General features: G+C 72.9%; 17 protein-coding genes. 11 read left to right on the top strand and 6 right to left on the bottom strand.

The features are described 5' to 3' along the window. Positions 1-345: 345 nt before the first annotated feature. Genes ACWDN5_RS31720 through ACWDN5_RS31730 form a run of 3 tightly spaced genes read right to left on the bottom strand, consistent with a single transcriptional unit; the run spans position 346 to position 3559 of the window. On the bottom strand, positions 346-756 hold the full coding sequence (locus ACWDN5_RS31720; protein WP_449678859.1) for a TIGR03668 family PPOX class F420-dependent oxidoreductase: 411 nt from the start codon (positions 754-756) through the stop codon (positions 346-348). Beyond that, positions 753-1652 (bottom strand): S66 peptidase family protein, encoded by a 900-nt coding sequence (locus ACWDN5_RS31725; RefSeq protein ID WP_449678860.1) that lies wholly within the window; start codon positions 1650-1652, stop codon positions 753-755. Before ACWDN5_RS31725 ends, ACWDN5_RS31720 begins: the two co-directional genes overlap by 4 nt. Next, the gene (locus ACWDN5_RS31730; protein ID WP_449678861.1) at positions 1649-3559 is read right to left on the bottom strand and encodes a prolyl oligopeptidase family serine peptidase; all 1911 of its coding nucleotides are present in this window, start codon (positions 3557-3559) and stop codon (positions 1649-1651) included. Before ACWDN5_RS31730 ends, ACWDN5_RS31725 begins: the two co-directional genes overlap by 4 nt. Positions 3560-3636: 77 nt before the next feature. On the opposite strand from ACWDN5_RS31730, the gene ACWDN5_RS31735 reads away from it, so the two are divergent. The 7 genes from ACWDN5_RS31735 (at position 3637) to ACWDN5_RS31765 (ending at position 9184) form a co-directional block, all read left to right on the top strand. Next, positions 3637-4212, top strand: coding sequence for a DUF3090 domain-containing protein (locus ACWDN5_RS31735; protein ID WP_091311892.1), 576 nt, complete (start codon positions 3637-3639; stop codon positions 4210-4212). Positions 4213-4214: 2 nt separating this feature from the next. Continuing rightward, on the top strand, positions 4215-5012 hold the full coding sequence (locus ACWDN5_RS31740) for an SCO1664 family protein (protein WP_449678862.1): 798 nt from the start codon (positions 4215-4217) through the stop codon (positions 5010-5012). Next, the gene (locus tag ACWDN5_RS31745) at positions 4997-5884 is read left to right on the top strand and encodes an aminoglycoside phosphotransferase family protein (protein ID WP_449678863.1); all 888 of its coding nucleotides are present in this window, start codon (positions 4997-4999) and stop codon (positions 5882-5884) included. Before ACWDN5_RS31740 ends, ACWDN5_RS31745 begins: the two co-directional genes overlap by 16 nt. A gap of 51 nt (positions 5885-5935) precedes the next feature. After that, entirely contained in the window at positions 5936-6751 is an 816-nt protein-coding gene (locus ACWDN5_RS31750) for a DUF3097 domain-containing protein (protein ID WP_449678864.1), read from the top strand. A gap of 84 nt (positions 6752-6835) precedes the next feature. After that, positions 6836-7270 carry an NfeD family protein gene (locus ACWDN5_RS31755; protein ID WP_310972703.1) on the top strand — a complete coding sequence of 145 codons (435 nt, stop codon included), beginning with the start codon at positions 6836-6838 and terminating at the stop codon, positions 7268-7270. Continuing rightward, entirely contained in the window at positions 7267-7755 is a 489-nt protein-coding gene (locus ACWDN5_RS31760) for an SPFH domain-containing protein (RefSeq protein ID WP_449678865.1), read from the top strand. Before ACWDN5_RS31755 ends, ACWDN5_RS31760 begins: the two co-directional genes overlap by 4 nt. Before the next feature lie 88 nt (positions 7756-7843). Beyond that, positions 7844-9184, top strand: coding sequence for an SPFH domain-containing protein (locus ACWDN5_RS31765; protein WP_396136950.1), 1341 nt, complete (start codon positions 7844-7846; stop codon positions 9182-9184). Positions 9185-9311: 127 nt separating this feature from the next. Here ACWDN5_RS31765 and ACWDN5_RS31770 read toward each other — a convergent pair whose 3' ends face one another. The 3 genes from ACWDN5_RS31770 to ACWDN5_RS31780 form a co-directional block, all read right to left on the bottom strand. Beyond that, positions 9312-10649 (bottom strand): MFS transporter, encoded by a 1338-nt coding sequence (locus ACWDN5_RS31770; protein ID WP_449678866.1) that lies wholly within the window; start codon positions 10647-10649, stop codon positions 9312-9314. Positions 10650-10767: 118 nt separating this feature from the next. Then, complete coding sequence (locus ACWDN5_RS31775) at positions 10768-11124, bottom strand: darcynin family protein (protein ID WP_449678867.1); 357 nt, start codon at positions 11122-11124, stop codon at positions 10768-10770. Next, positions 11114-12013 (bottom strand): NAD(P)H-binding protein, encoded by a 900-nt coding sequence (locus ACWDN5_RS31780; protein WP_449678868.1) that lies wholly within the window; start codon positions 12011-12013, stop codon positions 11114-11116. Before ACWDN5_RS31780 ends, ACWDN5_RS31775 begins: the two co-directional genes overlap by 11 nt. Before the next feature lie 113 nt (positions 12014-12126). On the opposite strand from ACWDN5_RS31780, the gene ACWDN5_RS31785 reads away from it, so the two are divergent. The 4 genes from ACWDN5_RS31785 to ACWDN5_RS31800 all read left to right on the top strand — a co-directional run. Then, positions 12127-13071 (top strand): LysR family transcriptional regulator, encoded by a 945-nt coding sequence (locus ACWDN5_RS31785; protein WP_449678869.1) that lies wholly within the window; start codon positions 12127-12129, stop codon positions 13069-13071. A gap of 40 nt (positions 13072-13111) precedes the next feature. Continuing rightward, positions 13112-13735: an acyl-CoA-like ligand-binding transcription factor gene (locus ACWDN5_RS31790; protein WP_310972696.1), complete on the top strand. Its 624-nt coding sequence runs from the start codon at positions 13112-13114 to the stop codon at positions 13733-13735. A 76-nt stretch (positions 13736-13811) separates the two neighbouring features. Continuing rightward, positions 13812-15335 carry an FAD-dependent monooxygenase gene (locus ACWDN5_RS31795; protein ID WP_449678870.1) on the top strand — a complete coding sequence of 508 codons (1524 nt, stop codon included), beginning with the start codon at positions 13812-13814 and terminating at the stop codon, positions 15333-15335. A 26-nt stretch (positions 15336-15361) separates the two neighbouring features. Continuing rightward, positions 15362-15643: VOC family protein (locus ACWDN5_RS31800; protein WP_449678871.1), on the top strand; the 282-nt coding region annotated here is incomplete at its 3' end.

Here is a 15643-nt window from a genome sequence, read left to right on the forward strand (position 1 = left end):
GATCGGGCGGCCGACGATCGGTTTCGGGTCGCTCGTGGCGGCGTTCCGGCGTTCCTTGGCCTGGTTCGCCGGGGTGTCGCTGACGATGTCGCCGATCCGGTACTTGCTCGCGGTGGCACCGAGATAACCGTTCCGGCTGGATCATCCCCGCGGGCGCGGCCGTGCCGTCGCTGTCGCCGGGGATGGCGATCCGCGGCCCGGCGTGCGCGGCGCCCGCCCCGACGAGCCCGAAGGCGACGGTGATGAACCCGCCCGCCGCGACGTGGCCCAGCAACCGGCACAGGTCGACCTTGGTATCTTGCATCGTGCGCCCCTCGGTGGTCCGGAATGTGATGTCCGGCGACGCTAGGCCGAGCCGGCCCAGCCGCTCCACGAGTGGACCTCCGTGACCACCACCGCGTGCTCCGGAGGCCGCTCCGCGTACTGCGCGTACTTCGCCACCAGCCACGACACCGGCTCGGCACCCGGCGACAGCACCCGTGCGAGCCCGTCCGCCCGCACCCACCACAGCCGCGACCAATCCTCGTCGTAGCCGTCCGCCAGGAAACACACCGCCGGGTTCGCCTCGATGTTGCGCAGCCGCCGCAGCGCCACCGACGACTTCGGCTTGTGGTCCACCGCGAACACCACCACGTCACCCCGCACCGCGAACGTCACCGGCACCAGGTGCGGGACGCCCGAAGCCGACGCCGTCGCCAGCCGCGCCACCCGGGCCGCCGCGAAGCGCTCGCGGGCCTCCGACGGCGAGAGCTTCACGTCAGCGCCGGGGCGTCGAACGTCAACGTCCCCGAGTCCGCGTCCAGCGACACCGGCACCCCCAGCGGCAACGTCGGCGACGAGGCCACGTGCCCGAACCCGAACTCCTCCACGGTCGGCACCCCCAACGGCCCCAGCCGCTCCACCAGCAACGCACGCACCTCCGACGCCGGCCCGCACGCCGCCCACGAACCCAGCACGATCCCGCGCACCCCGGCGAACCAGCCACTGCGCAGCAGCTGCGTCAGCATCCGGTCCAGCCGGTACACGCTCTCCGTCACGTCCTCCAGCAACACGATCGCGTCCCGCGCCGAGCCGTGCTCCGGGGTGCCGATCCCCGCCGCCAGCAGGGACAGGTTGCCGCCCGTCAGCACGCCCGAGGCGCGGCCCGGCACCAGCGCCGACCCGCCGCGGACCACGCGGTTCAGCTCCGGCTCGAACAGCGACCGCCGCAGGTGCTCGACCGCGAAGTCGTCGAACAGCACGCTCGCCGGCATCGGCGAGAACAAAGTGGACAGTCCGAGGTGGACATCCACCGCCCGGTGCAGCGCCGTGATGTCCGACGACCCGGCCAGTACCTTCGGGCCCGCCGCCCGCAACGCCGGCCAGTCCACCAGGTCCAGCATCCGCTGCACGCCGTAGCCGCCCCGGGCCGCCAGCACGCACCGCACCCCGGGATCCAGCCACGCCTCGGTGAACTCCGCCGCCCGCTCCGCGTCCGAACCGGACAGGTACGGCGGCGAGCCCGGCGACGACCGCACGCACGGCCCGACCCGCACCTCGACGCCCCAGCCGCGCAACACCGGCAGCGCCTTCTCCAGCAGATCCGCCGGCACCGGCCCGGCCGGGGCCACCAGGGCGAGGGTGTCCCCGGCCCGCAAGCGCGGCGGCCTCACCGGGACAGCTCCAGCCGCGCCACACCCGGCGTCTCGAACCCGAACACCTGACCGTAGAACGACAACTCCGCCTCCAGCGCCGCCACGATCGTCGCCGCCTGCCGGAAACCGTGCTGCTCACCGGCGAACCGCTGGTAGGCGTACGGGATGCCACGCCCGGCCAGCTCGGCCACGAACCGGTCGGCCTGCTCCGGCGGGCAGATCCGGTCCTCCAGCCCCTGCTGGAACAGCACCGCCCCGGCCAGGCTCCCGACGTTCGCCAGCGGCGAGCGGTCGACGTACCGCTGCCGCGCCTCGGGGAACGGGCCGACCAGCCCGTCGAGGTACCGCGACTCGAAGTCGTGCGTGTCACCGGTCCACCCCGCCAGGTCCAGCACCGGGTACATCACCGTGCCCGCCCGGTAGGTCTTCGTCGTCGTCAGCGACGCCGCGGCGGTGAACCCGCCCGCGCTGCCGCCCCGGATCCCGATCCGGTCGCCGTCGGCCAGCCCGGCCGCCACCAGTGCCTCGGCCACCGCCACGCAGTCGGTGACGTCCACCGCGCCCCACTGCTCCCGCAGCCGCTCCCGGTAGGCCCGGCCGAACCCCGTCGACCCGCCGTAGTTCACGGCCGCCACGCCGATGCCGCGGCTGGTGAAGTACGCGATCTCCAGGTTCAGCTCGGCGAAGTGCTGCCCGGTCGGGCCGCCGTGGACGTCGATCAGCAGCGGCGGCCGCTCGCCGTCGGGAGCGGCGAACTCCGGGTTGCGCGGCGGGTACAGCACCACCGGCACGGCCTCGCCGTCCGGCGTGCTGAAGACCCGCTCCTGCGGCACCGGCAGGAACGCCGAGGGCAGCTCCGGCTGCGGCGTCAGGTCCGTCACCGCGCCTTCGGGGGAGACCCGCACGACCGCGGCTTCTCGCGCCGGGCCGCCCGCCACGCCCACGACGTCGTCGCCGGCCACCGCGAAGCTCGTCGAAGACCAGGCGGTCAGTTCTTCGGCCAGCGGCGTCACCGAGCCGTCCGCCTCGTCGAGCACCGCCAGCCGGCCCGACGCGAGCACCGCGTGCCGGCCCCCGCCCAGCGGGGCGAACCAGCGCGACCCCGCCTTCCACAGCGGCCCGCCCAGCTCCCGCTCGACCGGCGCCAGGTTGACCACCGACCCGTCCAGGCCGACCCGGTGCAGGTTCCACCAGCCGCCCGGGTCCAGCAGCGCCAGCAGCGTCGCCGGCGTCTCCCACTCGACCTGGCACACCGCGACGTCCACACCACCGGCCAGCACCCGGTGCGGCCCGAACGAGCCGTCCTCGCCGACGGGCGCCACGCACAGCTCGGTGCCGTCCCACGGCATCAGCGGGTGGTCCCAGCCGAACCAGGCCGCGTGCCGGCCATCCGGCGACAGCTTCGGCACGGTCAGGAACCGGTGGCTCGCGGCCAGGACCCGCTCGCCACCGCCGTCCACCGCGATGGCCACCAGGTCACGCTCGATGTCGGTGGGACGCGGCCCCGTGCTGCGCTCGCGGACCGCCCACACCTCGCCCGGCCGCCCGGCCCGCAGATCGCCGTAGCGGACGCTCTGCGGCTCGGCCGGCGACGGCGTGAGCGCCACCACGCCGATTTCGCTCTGCGCGTACACGCGCTGATCGGCCCAGTGCGTGAACACCACGAACCCGTCGGCCACCGCCCACGGCCGGCCGCCGTATTCGTGCAGCCGGTTGCGGACGTTCCACGGGGCCGGCAGGACGTCCTCGGTCCCGCCCGGCACCGCCCGGACCAGCGCGACCCGGCCTTGTTCGCCGGGTCTCGCCTCAGCCCACCACACCTCGCCGCCAACGACGTCGAGCCACTGCGGGCCGCCACCGGCGGCGGCCACTTCGGCGGCGGTGATGGGCGAAGACCAGGTTCCGCACGGGGAGATCCGAGACACCCCCCGAGGCTAGCGGCCCGCGAACGGTGGGGCGGCGGATGCCGATCATGCGCCGGTGGCCTAGGGTCGTCAGTGCTATGTCTCGCGTAATCCACGTCTTCCGCCAGCCGGATCGGTTCGTCGCCGGCACCGTCGGCGAGCCCGGCGATCGCACGTTCTACCTCCAGGCGTCGGAGGACGTGCGCACGATCAGCGTCACCATCGAAAAGCAGCAGGTCGTCGTCCTCGCGGAGCGCCTGAGCTCGCTGCTGGAGGAGGTCGCCAGCCGGTTCGGTGCCGACGTCCCCGACGACGCCCCCGAGGACCTGGTCGACCTCGACCCCCTCACCGTGCCGGTCGAGGAGGAGTTCCGGGTCGGCACCATGGGCCTGGGCTGGGACGCCGACAGCAGCGCCGTCGTCATCGAACTGCTCGCCATCACCGAGGGCGAGGTCGACGAAACCGTCGTGCTCGACGACACCGAGGAGGGCCCGGACGCCGTCCGCGTCTTCCTCAGCCCGGCCGCCGCCCGCGCCTTCGCCGAGCGGGCCGACCGCGTCGTCAACGCCGGCCGCAAGCCGTGCCCGCTGTGCGCCGAGCCGCTCGACCCGGCCGGGCACATCTGCCCCCGGCAGAACGGCTACCGGCGCGAGACCGACGCGGGCGAAGACTGACCATGACGCCCGCCCCGGCCGACCCCGCCTCCCGCGAACTCGTCACCCACGGCCGCATCGACGTCGAAGGCCGGCTGGTCGACGCCTCCAACGTCACGCTCTTCTGCGCCATCGAGCTCGACGGCGTCACCGGCCGGGTCGTCTACAAGCCGGTGTCGGGGGAGCGGCCGCTGTGGGACTTCCCCGACGGCACCCTCGCCGGACGCGAGGTCGCCACCGCGATCATCGCCGACACGACCGGCATCGGCGCGATCCCGCCGACGGTGCTGCGCGACGGGCCGTTCGGCCCCGGCATGGTCCAGCTCTGGGTGGAAACCACCGAGGACGACCTGGTGGAAGTCCTGCCGCCCGACGACGTCCCCGACGGCTGGCGCCCGGTGCTCAACGCCCACGACCGGTTCGGCGAACCCGCGGTGCTGGCCCACGCGAACCACCCCGGGCTGCGCGACCTGGCCGTGCTCGACATCGTCGCCAACAACACCGACCGCAAGGGCGGGCACCTCCTGCCCGGCGTCGACGGCCGCGTCTACGGCGTCGACCACGGCATCTGCCTGCACACCGACCCCAAGCTGCGCACCGTCCTGTGGGGCTGGATCGGCGAGCCGCTGCCGCCGGACACCGTCGAGAAGCTGCGCAAGCTGCGGTCGGAGCTCGACGGCGGTCTCGGCAAGACCCTCGCCGAGCACATCACCAAGTTCGAGATCCGCGCGCTGGCCACGCGCACCGACGTCCTGCTCGCCGAGGGCATCTTCCCCGAACCGGGTGACGACTGGCGAGCCATCCCGTGGCCGCTGTTCTAGTCGACGAGGCCGCCCGCGCGCGGCTGGTCGACCGCTTCGGCGCGGAACTGGCCGAGCCGTGGTGCGACGGTCTCCCGGACCTGGTGGCCCGTCTGACCGCGAAGTGGCAGCTGACGGTCTTCGAGGCCCGGCCCGGCAACACCGGCCGCACGCTGTTGTGCACCGGCCCCGACGGTGACCTGCGGGTCCTCAAGCTGACCCCGGATCCCGAAGTCGCCCGGCTCGAGTTCACCGGGCTGAGCGCCTGGGCCGGGTGCTCCCGGGTCGTCCAGGTGCTCGACGCCGACCTCGACGCCAACGCCATCCTCCTCGAAGGCCTGGTGCCGGGCACCGAGCTGACCGGGCGCGCCGTCCCGTGGGCCGAACTCGGCGAGCTGCTCGACCAGCTGCATTCCGCCGAACCACGGGGCGAGGTCCGGCGGCTCGCCGACGGCATCGAGTTCATCTTCGGCCTCTCCGAACGCCGCCGCCGCGACTCCCCGGCCGCCGCGCGGATGAGCGCCGACGTGCTGGCCACGGGCCGTGCGCGTGCGCTGGAGCTGGCCACCAGCGGGCCGGTCACCCTCATCCACGGCGACCTGCACCCGGCCAACGTCCTCGACGCCGGACCCGGCCGCGGCGCCGTGGCCATCGACCCGCGCCCCGCCCTCGGCGACCCGGCCCTCGACGCGATCGACTTCGTCTACGTCCCGATGGCGGCCGGCGGCACGATCGACGACGGCATCGCCGCCCTCGCCCCGCACGTGCGGGACTTCGACGCCGAGCGCGTCCGCGCCTGGTGCGTCGCGATGGCCCCGCTGATCGCGCTCGCGCCCCTGCGCCGCGGCGAACGGACGCCGTTCACCGACGCGGTCCTGGAACTGGCCCGCTGACCGGCGTGGCATGCCCCGGCTGAGCGTCCGCGGCCACTAGGTTGCCTGGTCGTGCGCTCCCAACGCTATGACGACGTGCTCGCCGGCCCGCGCCGCAAGAAGGTGCCGGAGGTCCCCGCCGAACCCGGCCTGGTCGTCGAGGACCCGGCCAGCGGCTACTGCGGCGCGGTGGTGAAGATCGAGCGCGAGCTCGTCGTGCTCGAGGACGCCAAAGGCCGTCACCGCGTCTTCCCCCTCGCGCCCGCCGGGTTCCTCCTGGAAGGCAAGCCGGTCACGCTGGTGCCGTACCGGGCGCCCGCGAAGGCCCCGGCCCGGCAGGTCTCGGCCTCCGGTTCGGTCCGCGTCGAGGGACTGAAGGCCCGGGTCGCCCGCGACTCGCGGATCTGGGTCGAGGGCAAGCACGACGCCGAGCTCGTCGAACGCGTCTGGGGCCACGACCTGCGTGTCGAGGGTGTCGTCGTCGAGCCGCTCGACGGCGTGGACGTGCTCGCCGACCGGATCGCCGAGTTCGGCACCGGCCCCGGCCGCCGCCTCGGTGTCCTGGTCGACCACCTCGTGCCCGGCAGCAAGGAATCCCGGCTCGTCGAAGCCGTCCGCGACGAGAACGTGCTGGTCACCGGTCACCCCTACATCGACGTCTGGGAGGCCGTGCGGCCCGAGGCGGTGGGGATCAAGGCCTGGCCGAAGATCCCGCGAGGGACCGAGTGGAAGCAGGGGATCTGCGACGCGCTCGGCTGGGGGCAACCTTTCGAAGGCTGGCAGCGTGTCCTGAGCGGAGTGAGCAGTTTCCGCGACCTCGAGACCCCGCTCATCGGGGCCGTGGAACGGCTCATCGACTTCGTCACCGAACCGGGGGAAGAGGGCTGAATGTCCGAATTGTCCAAGGTTACGCGAAGGTCACGTCCCGTCACCGCGCCGGTGCGAACCGGCGCGATCTGAGAGCATGAAGCCATGACTTGGGCACTGGTCTGGTTGATCGTCGGGATCGCCCTGGTGATCGCCGAGGTCGTCTCCGGCGACTTCGTGCTGATCATGCTGGGCGTCGCCGCGCTGTTCGGCGCCGGTGCCGAGGTCCTCACCGGGAACCTGGTCATCGACGTCGCCGTGTTCGCCGTCGCCTCCGTCGGCATGCTCCTGCTCGTCCGGCCCGCGCTCAAGCGGCGTTTCCTCTCCGGGCCGACCCATCACACCGGCATCGACGCGCTGATCGGCGCCCGTGCCGTCGTCGTGTCCACAGTGGACGCCGAAGCCGGGCAGGTGAAGCTGGGCGGCGACGTCTGGTCGGCCCGCAGCCTCGGCGAGCACCTGCCGCCCATCGCGCCCGGAACCCAGGTCACGGTGGTCGAGATCTCGGGTGCCACCGCCGTCGTGTCGGCCGAGCCGTGAGCCTCGGACTCGTCGTCGTCGGCGAAGGCCACGCCGCGGTGCTCGAACGCGGCGGGCAGTTCCGCGCCGTCCTCGGCCCCGGCCGCCACGTCGTGCTCCCGTTCGCCGACCGGGTCCGCGCCCGGTTCGACCTGGGTGACCAGATTCTTTCGGCCCCGCCCCGCCCGGTCGAAGCCGGCGACGGACGGGAGGTCCTCATCCGCTTCGAGGTCGTCTTCGCGGTGACCGATCCGCGCCTGGCCACCTACGAAATCGCCGCCCCGGCCCTGGCGATCGAGCAGCTGACCCGCACCGCGCTGCGGCAGGAAGCCGGCCTGACCACCGCCGAGCGCGCCGTCGCCGCACCCGGGGACCTGCACCGTACAGTGTGGACGGTCCTGCACGACACCACCGGCCGCTGGGGCGTCACCACCCGGGAACTGCACCTCGAGGTCAGCCCGCCCGCCGCACCCGGAACGCCGTCAACCGCGCAAGAATGGTACTAGGTAAGGGGAAATTCTCTTGACCGGATTTGTGATCGGCCTGGTCATAGCCTTGGCCTTGCTGGTGATCATCACGATCGCCAAGGCGGTCATGGTGGTGCCGCAGGCACAGTCGGCCGTGATCGAGCGGCTCGGCCGGTTCCGCACGGTCGCCTCGCCCGGCCTCAACATCCTCGTGCCGTTCCTGGACAAGGTGCGCGCCCGGATCGACCTGCGCGAGCAGGTCGTCTCGTTCCCGCCGCAGCCGGTGATCACCGAGGACAACCTGACGGTGTCGATCGACACGGTCGTGTACTTCCAGGTCACCGACTCGCGTGCCGCGGTGTACGAGATCTCCAACTACATCGTCGGTGTCGAGCAGCTGACCACCACCACGCTGCGCAACGTGGTCGGTGGCATGAGCCTCGAGCAGACCCTGACCTCCCGCGACTCGATCAACAGCCAGCTGCGCGGCGTGCTCGACGAGGCCACCGGCCGCTGGGGCATCCGCGTCGCCCGCGTCGAGCTGAAGGCGATCGACCCGCCGCCCTCCATCCAGGACTCGATGGAGAAGCAGATGCGCGCCGACCGTGAGAAGCGCGCCATGATCCTCACCGCCGAAGGTCAGCGCGAATCGGCGATCAAGACCGCGGAAGGCCAGAAGCAGAGCCAGATCCTCGCCGCCGAAGGTGCCCGCCAGGCCACCATCCTCGCCGCCGAGGCCGAGCGGCAGTCCCGCATCCTGCGGGCCCAGGGTGAGCGGGCCGCGCGCTACCTGCAGGCGCAGGGTCAGGCGAAGGCGATCGAGAAGGTGTTCGCCGCGATCAAGGCCGGCCGCCCGACCCCGGAGGTGCTGGCCTACCAGTACCTGCAGACGCTGCCGCAGATGGCGCAGGGCGACGCGAACAAGGTCTGGATGATCCCCAGCGACTACGGCAAGGCCCTCGAAGGCTTCGCCCGCGCGCTCGGTGCCCCGGGCGACGACGGCGTGTTCCGGTACGAGCCGCCGAAGGAGGACGACGTCCCGGACAAGCCCGACCTCGAGGACGACGAGGTCTCCAGCTGGTTCGAGACCAAGAGCGACCCGAAGGTCGCCGAGGCCGTCGCGGCCGCGGAAGCCGTGGCCCGCAAGGAGGTCCCGGCGATCGGGGCGCCCTCCTCGCCGCCCGCGCGGCCGTCGATCCCGCGCCCGGCCCAGCAGCAGGCCGAACCGGAAGCCGACGAAGACCGCGGCACCGAGGCCGTGCCCCCGCCGCAGCAGCCGTCGACGCCGAAGAGCGGCCAGCCGGCCCTGCCGCAGCCGCAGTCCCCGGCCGGACCGCCGCCGGGCGGCCAGTACCAGGGCCAGCCGCCGCAGGCCCCGCCGCCGGGCCAGTTCGGCGGCCCGCAGCAGCAGAACCCGGGCTCGGGCCCGTTCCCGCAGCAGCCCCCCTTCGGCGGCCCCCGCCGCTGACCCACCACCGTTGAGGGCCTCCCACCACACCCGGCGGGAGGCCCTCAACACGTGTGTCGTCCGTCCAGGTACGCGTGTCGTCCGTCCGGGTACGCGTGTCGTCCGTCCGGGTACGCGTGTCGTCCGGTCAGGTCCGCTGGTAGACGGTGACGTCGTCGATGTCCGCCTTGGAACGGTCCTTCAGGAAGATCACGCACAGCACCGTGACCGCCGCCGACAGGATGATGTAGCCGGAGATCGCGTACGGCGTCCCGGTCGTGTGCAGCAGCCACGTCGCCAGCAGCGGCGCCGGTCCGCCCGCGAACACCGACGCCAGCTGGTACCCCAGCCCCGCGCCGCCGTAGCGCAGGTGCGTCGGGAAACTCTCGCCGATCAACGCCGCCTGCGGGCCGTACTGCAGCGCGTGCGGGATGAACGACACGACGACCGCGACGAACACCAGCGCGTGGCTGCCGTGCGCCAGGATCGTGAAGTACGGGAAGGCGATCAGTCCGGTCAGGACCGCCCCGCACAGGTAGACCCGCTTGCGGCCGAAGGTGTCCGACAACGCCGAGAACAGCGGGATCAGCGCCAGCTCGCACGCCGCCCCGACGAGGACCGCGTTGAGCACGAACGTCTTGCTGAAGTCGTGCCGCGACACGACGTAGATCAGCACGTAGCTGGTGAACAGGTAGAACGGCATCTGCTCGCTGAACCGGACGCCGGCCGAGAGCAGGATCTCCCGCCAGTGGTGCCGGATCGCGTCGAGCACCGGCGTGCGCGCGGTCTGCCGGTTCTCGACGAGCTTGGCGAACATCGGCGTCTCGAGGATCTTCAGCCGGATCACCAGCCCGACCGCGACGAGCACCAGGCTGAGCAGGAACGGGATCCGCCAGCCCCAGGAGTCGAAGGCGGCGGGGGAGAGCGTCGCCGACAGCAGCGTCATCCCGCCGGTGCCCAGCACCAGCCCGACCGGCACGCCGATCTGCGCGAAACTGCCCAGCAGCCCGCGTTTGCGCTGGTTGCCCCACTCCATCGCGAGCAGCACCGAGCCGCTCCACTCACCGCCGATGGCGATGCCCTGCACCAGCCGCAGCAGCACCAGGATCAGCGGCGCGGCGAAGCCGATCGCCGACGTGCCGGGCAGGATCCCGACGACGCCGGAGGAGATGCCCATCAGCAGCAGCGTGACGATCAGCGTCGCCTTCCGCCCGATCCGGTCGCCCCAGTGCCCGAAGATCGCGGCCCCGACCGGCCGGGCCGCGAACCCGACCGCGTAGGTGGCGAACGACTGCATGGCGCCGGCGTAGGCGCTCGAAGCGGGGAAGAACAAGTGCGGGAAGACCAAGGCCGCCGCGGTGTTGTAGAGGAAGAAGTCGTACCACTCGATGGTCGTGCCGACCGCGCTCGCCAGCGCCGCCCGCCGTACCTGCACTCTGCTGTCCGCCGGCACCTTGTGAGTGACGCCGTTGTCGCCCAGAACCATCTCGCAACACCTCCGGTGACCGATGTCACACAACAGTGTGACGCCCGACGACGATTTCGGCGATCGATGACCGGTTTCTCGTCCAGTCGGTGACCGGGCACCGGAGGTGCCGCGGGACTCAGGTGGCGATGGTGGCCACCGGCTCCACGCCGTAGGTGCGCGCGTAGCCGTTCTCGAAGCCCACCAGCAAGTCCACGACCTCGAACCAGCGGTCCCAGAACGGGGTTTCCCGCAGCGCGTCGATCAGCAGCCGGTAGGTGTCGTGGTCGTCGGCCTCCCAGACCCAGACGTCGGTGACCCGCGCGGAGTAGAACTCCGTGTCGTAGAAGCGGGACCGGACGCCGTGGGTCCGTGCTTCGATCACCGGAACGATCTGGGTCTTGAAGGCGTGGATGCGTTCGTCGACGGGCAAGGCCAGCCACTCGGGCGTGGTCTTGACCAGCATGAACGCGGTGACGGTCGGCTCAGCGGGCATCGGCGGCCTCCGGGGCGGCGAGAACGGCGGGCTTGAGGGTCGTGGCGCACCAGTGCGCGAATTCGGTACCCGACGGCGTCGAGCGGGTGACTCCGGCGTCGAGGCCTTCGTCCTTGGCGCGTTTCATGGCGACCATGGCCTCGACGAACGCGGCATCGAGGCCGTAGCCGAGCATCGTGGCCCGCAACTCCTCGAGTGACTCGCGGTGGTAGCGGACCGGGCGGCCCAGCTCCTCGGTCATGATGCGGGCCAGGTCGTCCGGCGACAGGTCCCGCGGGCCGAGCACCGGGACGCTGCCGACGCCGGTCCACGAGCGGTCCAGCAGCAGCCCGGCCGCCGCCGCGGCGATGTCGGCGACGGCCACCAGCGGGGCCGGGCGGTCCGCGGCGACGGTGTCGGTGAAGACGCCGTGGTCCCGGATCGAGCCGGCCTCCTCCAGGAGGTTCTCGAAGAACGACGGGCAGGCCAGCGCGCGGTAGGCGACGCCGGAGGCGGCGATCAGGTCGTCCACGGCCAGGGTCGCGGTGACCAGCCCGGCCCGGGCGGCCTGCGGGGTGCCGCGGCCGAGCGCCGAGACGCCGACGACGTGACCGACACCGTGTTCGGCGAACGCCCGCGCGGCCGGGCGGGTGAAGCCGCGGTAGCCCTGCTCGGGCGGGACCGAGCCGTCCGGTGGCACCAGCCAGAACACGGCGTCGGCCCCGGCGAAGGCGCGCTCGGCGGTCGCGGCGTCGCCGTGGGAGCCGGTGACCACGTCGACGCGTTCCCGCACGGACTCCGGGAGCCGGGCCGGATCACGGACCACGACCCGGAGCTCCTCGCCGGCTTCGAGCAGCGAAGACAGCAGGCGCCCGCCGATCTGGCCGGTGGGAGCGGTGATGACGATCATGGAACCTCGCGGTTGTGTCGGATCGGATTGACCCCTCGATCGTGCGGATCCCGACCGCATTGCCACAATGGGAACATCAGCAACCAATCCTTGCCCGAAACGGAACAATGCTGGTGAGCGACCCGCTACCGAACCTCGACGCCAACCTCGCCGTCGCCCTCGATGCCCTGCTGGCCGAGCAGAGCGTCACCCGGGCCGCCGAGCGGCTGCGCACTTCGCCTGCGGCGATGAGCCGCACCCTGGCCCGGCTGCGCCGGGTGCTGCAGGATCCGCTGCTGGTGCGGGCCGGGCAGGCGATGGTGCCCACGCCCCGCGCCGAGGAGCTGCGGGACGAAGCCGCCGCGGTGGTCCGGCGGCTGGCGGCCCTGCTCACCCCGGGCGGCGGGATCGATCCCGCCACGCTGCGGCGCACGTTCACCGTCCAGGCCGCCGACGTCGTCGGCGCGGCGGTGGCGCCCGGCCTGCTCGGCCTGGCCCGCCGCCAGGCGCCGGGCGTCTCCCTGCGGGTGCTGGCCGAGGAGTTCGAGGCGGGCCCCGCCCTGCGCGAGGGCCGGATCGACCTGGAGATCGGGAACATCGGCCACGCCGACCCGGAGGCCCGGGTCGAAGATCTGGTGACGCTGCGGATGGCGGCCGGCGTCCGCGCCGGGCACCCGCTCACCGAAGGCGTCCTGACGCCGGCCCGGCTGGCGGCGGCGGAGCACGTGGCGGTCAGCCGCCGAGGCCGCTTCACCGGGCCGCTGGACGCGGCCCTGGCCGAACACGGGCTCACCCGCCGGGTCGGCGCCGTCCTGCCCGGGCACCTGGCGGCGATGGCCCTGGCCGCTGCCGGCGATGTCGTCTGCCTGGTCCCGGCCGCCGTGCCGGGCGAACCACCCTCACCACTCGGCGACATGGCCCACGCACTGGGCTTGCGCCTGTTGGAGATCCCGCTGCCGCTGCCGCCCTTGAAGATCGGCATGGCGTGGCATCCGCGCCACGCCGCCGACAGCGGCCACCGGTGGCTGCGCGACGCCGTGCGCCGGCTCCTCCAGCCCGGCCGGAAGCTTGCCGATTAGGCAACTTTGCAGATTATGCAAGTTTCGGTACGGTGGGCTCATGGACACCGACCGCGCCGGCCTTCGGGAGCGCAAGAAGCGGGAAACGCGCATCGCGCTGAGCTGGGCGGCGATCCGGCTGACCGTCGAACGCGGCTTCGACAACGTCCGGATCGAAGACATCGCCGCCGAAGCCGGGGTGTCCACCCGGACCTTCAGCAACTACTTCGGCAGCAAAGGCGAAGCCATCGTCGCCCGGCACCACGACCGGGCGCGCGCCATCGCCGCCGCGCTGCGGGCCCGGCCGGCCGGGGAACCGATCTGGGACGCCCTTACCGGCGCCGCGCTCGACGGGTTCGCGCTCGGCGAACCGGTGCCCGACGGAAAACCCGCCGACCGGAGCTGGGTCGAAGGGCTGCGGCTGATGGTCGCCGAACCCGCCCTGCAGGGGGAGTTCCAGAAAGCCGGTGCGGCCGCCGAAGCCGAGTTCGCGCTCGCCGTCGCCGAACGCACCGGCACCGACGTCACCCGGGACGTCTACCCGCGGCTCGTCGCGGGGGTCGTCGGTGCCGCGCTCAACGTCGTCACCCAGCAGTGGCTGGTCGCCGATCCGCGACCGGCCCTGGAAGACGTCCTGCGGGACGTCTTCGGCCGGCTCGCCGCCGGCCTGCCCGAACCCCGCTGAGCCACCTCATCCGAAGACCCGAAGAAGCGCCCGCACGCCGGGCCGCTTCGCCATGCCCACCAAAGGGGAGCGAACCATGGAAGACGTCGTCATCGCCGGAGCCGGCCCCAACGGCCTCATGCTGGCCTGCGAACTCGCCCTCGCCGGCGTCCGGCCGCTGGTGCTGGAACGGCTGCCCGAACCGAGCACCGAGAACCGCGCCAACGGCCTCGTCGGCCAGGTCGTCCGCCTCCTCGACCGCCGCGGCCTGCACGAGCGGCTCGCCGGCCCGATCGCGCCGCCCGCGCCGGCGTTCGTCTTCGGCGGGCTGCGCCTCGACCTCACCCTCGCCGAACGCAATTCCTTCACCATCCTCGGCGTGCCACAGCGGCAGGTCGAGGCGATGCTCAACGCACGCGCCGCCGAACTCGGCGTCGAGGTCCGGCGCGGCCACGAGCTCACCGGCCTCACCCAGGACGCCGACGTGGTCACCCTCGACGTCACCGGTCCCGAAGGGGCGTACCGCATCGGCGCCCGGTACGTCGTCGGCGCGGACGGCGGCCGCAGCGTCACCCGCAAGCTCACCGGCATCGGCTTTCCCGGCGTCACCGAAGACCGCACGTTGTCCTTCACCGCGAACGCCACGGTGCCCGCGGAGTTCGCCGACGCGGAGTCGGGCGGCCTGCGGGTGCCGGGCCACGGCCTCATCCCGCCGTTCTTCCACTACCGCACCGAAACCGGCCTGTTCGTGTACGCGCCGTTCCCGGCCGGCCCGCTGATCAGCACCATGGAATGGACCGACGAACCGGAGTCCGGCGACGAGCCGCCGATGTCCCTCGACGAGCTGCGCGCGAGCGTCCGGCGCGTCCTCGGGGTCGAGCTGCCGCTCGGCGCGCCCGAGGGCGACGGCCCGCACCTGCTGCGGCGGCTGCGCGGGCGCAACACGCGGCTGGCCGAGAAGTTCCGCGAAGGGCGCGTCCTGCTGGTCGGCGACGCCGCGCACGTCCACTCCGCGATCGGCGGCCCCGGCCTCAACCTCGGCCTGCAGGACGCCGTCGGCCTCGGCTGGAAGCTCGCCGCCACCGTGCGCGGCTGGGCGCCGGCGGGCCTGCTCGACACCTACGAGAGCGAACGCCGCCCGGTCGCCGAGCGCGTCGTCATGCACACCCAGGCCCAGTCGGCGCTGATCAGCCCCGGTCGCGACGTCACCGCGCTGCGCGAGCTGTTCGGCGAACTCCTGCGGCTGCCGGGCACCGTGCAGCACATCGCCGACCTGATGTCCGGCGCCGACGTCCGGTACGAGCCGGGCACCGACCACCCGCTCGACGGCCGCTGGGCCCCCGATCTCGTCCTCGCCGACGGCACCCGGCTGGCCGAGCTGACCACGACGGCCCGGCCGCTGCTGCTCGACTTCACCGGCTCGCTCGGCGACGAGCTGCGAGGCTGGACCGACCGCGTCGACCTCGTGCCCGGCCACGCGGAGGGCGACGCGACCGCGCTGCTCGTCCGGCCCGACGGGTACGTCGCCTGGGCGAGCAGCGCGGCGGAGCCGGACGACACCGAACGCAAGGCGCTGCGCACAGCCCTGGAACGGTGGTTCGGCCACCCGCTTGACGCGTAGGATATCTCCTACGTATTGTCGCCGGCATGACGATCACCCACGTGCAGTTCCTGACCCTGCCGGTCGCCGACCACGCCCGCGCGCGGGACTTCTACGTCGGCAAGCTCGGCTTCGAAGCCCTCGTCGACCGCCGCACGCCCGAAGGCGGCCGGTTCGTGCTGGTCGCGCCCAAGGGGGCGATGACCGGCGTGGTGCTGACCGACCAGCAGGTCACCGGGGTCGAGCCGGGTCCGCGGCACTTCCAGCTGCAGACCACCGACGTCGACGCCGATGTCGCCGCATTGCGGGCGGCCGGGGTCGACGTCGCC

The organism is Amycolatopsis sp. NPDC003731 (assembly GCF_053586895.1).